This window comes from Thermus sp. (assembly GCF_056332225.1).
Genome location: NZ_JBWGQW010000102.1, coordinates 1 through 2,354, shown reverse-complemented (window position 1 = coordinate 2,354; position 2,354 = coordinate 1). Strand labels below are relative to the sequence as shown.

The window sequence follows — 2,354 nt, the reverse complement described above, 5'->3', positions numbered from 1 at the left end:
ATGGTGATGCCTGGGGACAACGTGACCTTCACGGTGGAGCTCATCAAGCCGGTGGCCTTGGAGGAGGGCCTCCGCTTCGCCATCCGGGAGGGTGGGCGCACCGTGGGCGCCGGCGTGGTCACCAAGATCCTGGAGTGAGGCCCGGGGGGAGGGCTTCCTCCCCCGCCCCAAGGGAGGTAAGGCATGGCCAGCGAGGTCCGCATCAAGGTTCTCTTGGAGTGCACGGAGTGCAAGCGCCGCAACTACGCCACCGAGAAGAACAAGCGCAACACTCCCTCCAAGCTGGAACTCCGAAAGTACTGCCCCTGGTGCGATAAGCACACCGTGCACAAGGAAGTGAAGATCTGATGCTGGGGCGCATCGTCCGCTACTTCCAGGAGGCCCGGGCGGAGCTTGCCCGGGTTACCTGGCCCACGCGGGAGCAGATCGTTGAGGGCACCCAGGCCATCCTGGTCTTCACCGCCGTGTTCATGGTGATCCTGGGGCTTTACGACCTGGTCTTCCGCTTCCTCATAGGGCTCTTGCGATGAGCATTGAATGGTACGCGGTCCACACCTACGTGGGGCAGGAGGAAAAGGCCAAGGCCAACCTGGAAAAGCGGGTGAAGGCCTTCGGCATGGAGGACAAGATCTTCCAGGTCCTCATCCCCACGGAGGAGGTGGTGGAGGTGCGCGAAGGGGGCAAGAAGGAGGTGGTCAAGCGGAAGCTCTTCCCTGGCTACCTCTTCGTGCAGATGGACCTCGGGGACGAGGAGGAGCCCAACGAGGCCTGGGAGGTGGTGCGGGGTACCCCCGGGATCACCGGCTTCGTGGGCGCGGGCAACCGCCCGGTCCCCCTTTCCCCCGATGAGGTGCGCCACATCCTCGAGGTCTCGGGCCTTCTGGGAAAGAAGGAGGCCCCCAAGGCCCAGGTGGCCTTCCGGGAAGGGGACCAGGTGCGGGTGGTCTCCGGCCCCTTCGCCGACTTTACCGGGACCGTGACCGAGATCAATCCGGAAAAGGGCAAGGTCAAGGTCATGGTCACCATCTTCGGGCGCGAGACCCCTGTGGAGCTGGACTTCTCCCAGGTGGTCAGGGCCTAAGGGCGTTTGCACCCCTAACTTGGGGGGAGCCTAGGAGGAAAACATGAAGAAGATCGTTGCCGTAGTGAAGCTGCAGCTACCCGCGGGCAAGGCCACGCCCGCGCCCCCGGTGGGCCCGGCCTTGGGCCAGCACGGGGCCAACATCATGGAGTTCGTCAAGGCCTTCAACGCCGCCACGGCCAACATGGGGGACGCCATCGTCCCCGTGGAGATCACCATCTACGCCGACCGCTCCTTCACCTTCGTCACCAAGACCCCGCCCGCAAGCTACCTCATCCGAAAGGCGGCGGGCCTGGAGAAGGGGGCCCAGAAGCCGGGCAGGGAGAAGGTGGGCCGGATCACCTGGGAGCAGGTGCGGGAAATCGCCAAGCAGAAGCTTCCCGACATGAACACCACCGACCTCGAGGCCGCCGCCCGCATGATCGCGGGCTCGGCCCGGTCCATGGGGGTGGAGGTGGTGGGAATGCCGGAGGTGAAGGATGCCTAAGCACGGCAAGCGCTACCGCGCCCTCCTGGAGAAGGTGGACCCCGCCAAGGTCTACACCATTGACGAGGCCGCGGCCCTGGTCAAAGAGCTGGCCACGGCCAAGTTTGACGAGACCGTGGAGGTCCACGCCAAGCTCGGCATTGACCCCCGGAAGTCCGACCAGAACGTCCGCGGCACCGTCTCCTTGCCCCACGGCCTGGGCAAGCAGGTGCGGGTTCTGGCCATCGCCAAGGGGGAGAAGATCAAGGAGGCGGAGGAGGCGGGGGCCGATTACGTGGGCGGGGAGGAGATCATCCAGAAGATCCTGGACGGCTGGATGGACTTTGATGCCGTGGTGGCCACCCCGGACGTGATGGGGGCCGTGGGCTCCAAGCTGGGCCGGATCCTGGGCCCCCGCGGCCTCCTTCCCAACCCCAAGGCGGGGACCGTGGGGTTCAACATCGGGGAGATCATCCGGGAGATCAAGGCGGGGCGGATTGAGTTCCGCAACGACAAGACCGGGGCCATCCACGCCCCCGTGGGCAAGGCGAGCTTCCCCGCCGAGAAGCTCGCGGACAACATCCGGGCCTTCCTCCGGGCCCTCGAGGCCAGCAAGCCCGAGGCGGCCCGGGGCACCTTCCTCCGCTCGGTCTACGTGACCAGCACCATGGGGCCGAGCATCCGCATCAACCCTCATTCCTAAGGGCCGTCTCCGGCTGAGGCCAGACTTATACCACCCCAGGCTGGCTTGCGCCAGCCTGGGGGCCCCGGGAAAGAAGGCCTAGAGAGGCCTTATGGCCTTGGCTT

Annotated in this window: 6 protein-coding genes; all 6 read left to right on the top strand. The window is 65.8% G+C overall.

What is annotated here, in order from left to right:
• On the top strand, nt 1–138 hold a 138-nt coding region (locus tag AC01Y6_RS10155), incomplete at its 5' end, for an EF-Tu C-terminal domain-related protein (protein ID WP_476671390.1).
• Between the two features lie 45 nt (nt 139–183).
• Nucleotides 184–348: a 50S ribosomal protein L33 gene (gene rpmG / locus AC01Y6_RS10150; RefSeq protein WP_347241894.1), complete on the top strand. Its 165-nt coding sequence runs from the start codon at nt 184–186 to the stop codon at nt 346–348.
• Nucleotides 348–530: a preprotein translocase subunit SecE gene (gene secE / locus AC01Y6_RS10145; RefSeq protein ID WP_347241895.1), complete on the top strand. Its 183-nt coding sequence runs from the start codon at nt 348–350 to the stop codon at nt 528–530. Before rpmG ends, secE begins: the two co-directional genes overlap by 1 nt.
• Nucleotides 527–1,081: a transcription termination/antitermination protein NusG gene (gene nusG / locus AC01Y6_RS10140; protein ID WP_428722385.1), complete on the top strand. Its 555-nt coding sequence runs from the start codon at nt 527–529 to the stop codon at nt 1,079–1,081. Before secE ends, nusG begins: the two co-directional genes overlap by 4 nt.
• A gap of 43 nt (nt 1,082–1,124) precedes the next feature.
• Nucleotides 1,125–1,568, top strand: coding sequence for a 50S ribosomal protein L11 (gene rplK, locus AC01Y6_RS10135; RefSeq protein WP_347241897.1), 444 nt, complete (start codon nt 1,125–1,127; stop codon nt 1,566–1,568).
• On the top strand, nt 1,561–2,250 hold the full coding sequence (gene rplA / locus AC01Y6_RS10130) for a 50S ribosomal protein L1 (RefSeq protein ID WP_476671388.1): 690 nt from the start codon (nt 1,561–1,563) through the stop codon (nt 2,248–2,250). Before rplK ends, rplA begins: the two co-directional genes overlap by 8 nt.
• Nucleotides 2,251–2,354 lie beyond the last annotated feature (104 nt).

Bases quoted from the DNA above. Each gene is read 5' to 3' on its own strand.
- rpmG (WP_347241894.1), top strand. From the start codon at position 184: ATGGCCAGCGAGGTCCGCATCAAGGTTCTCTTGGAGTGCACGGAGTGC.
- secE (WP_347241895.1), top strand. From the start codon at position 348: ATGCTGGGGCGCATCGTCCGCTACTTCCAGGAGGCCCGGGCGGAGCTT.
- nusG (WP_428722385.1), top strand. From the start codon at position 527: ATGAGCATTGAATGGTACGCGGTCCACACCTACGTGGGGCAGGAGGAA.
- rplK (WP_347241897.1), top strand. From the start codon at position 1,125: ATGAAGAAGATCGTTGCCGTAGTGAAGCTGCAGCTACCCGCGGGCAAG.
- rplA (WP_476671388.1), top strand. From the start codon at position 1,561: ATGCCTAAGCACGGCAAGCGCTACCGCGCCCTCCTGGAGAAGGTGGAC.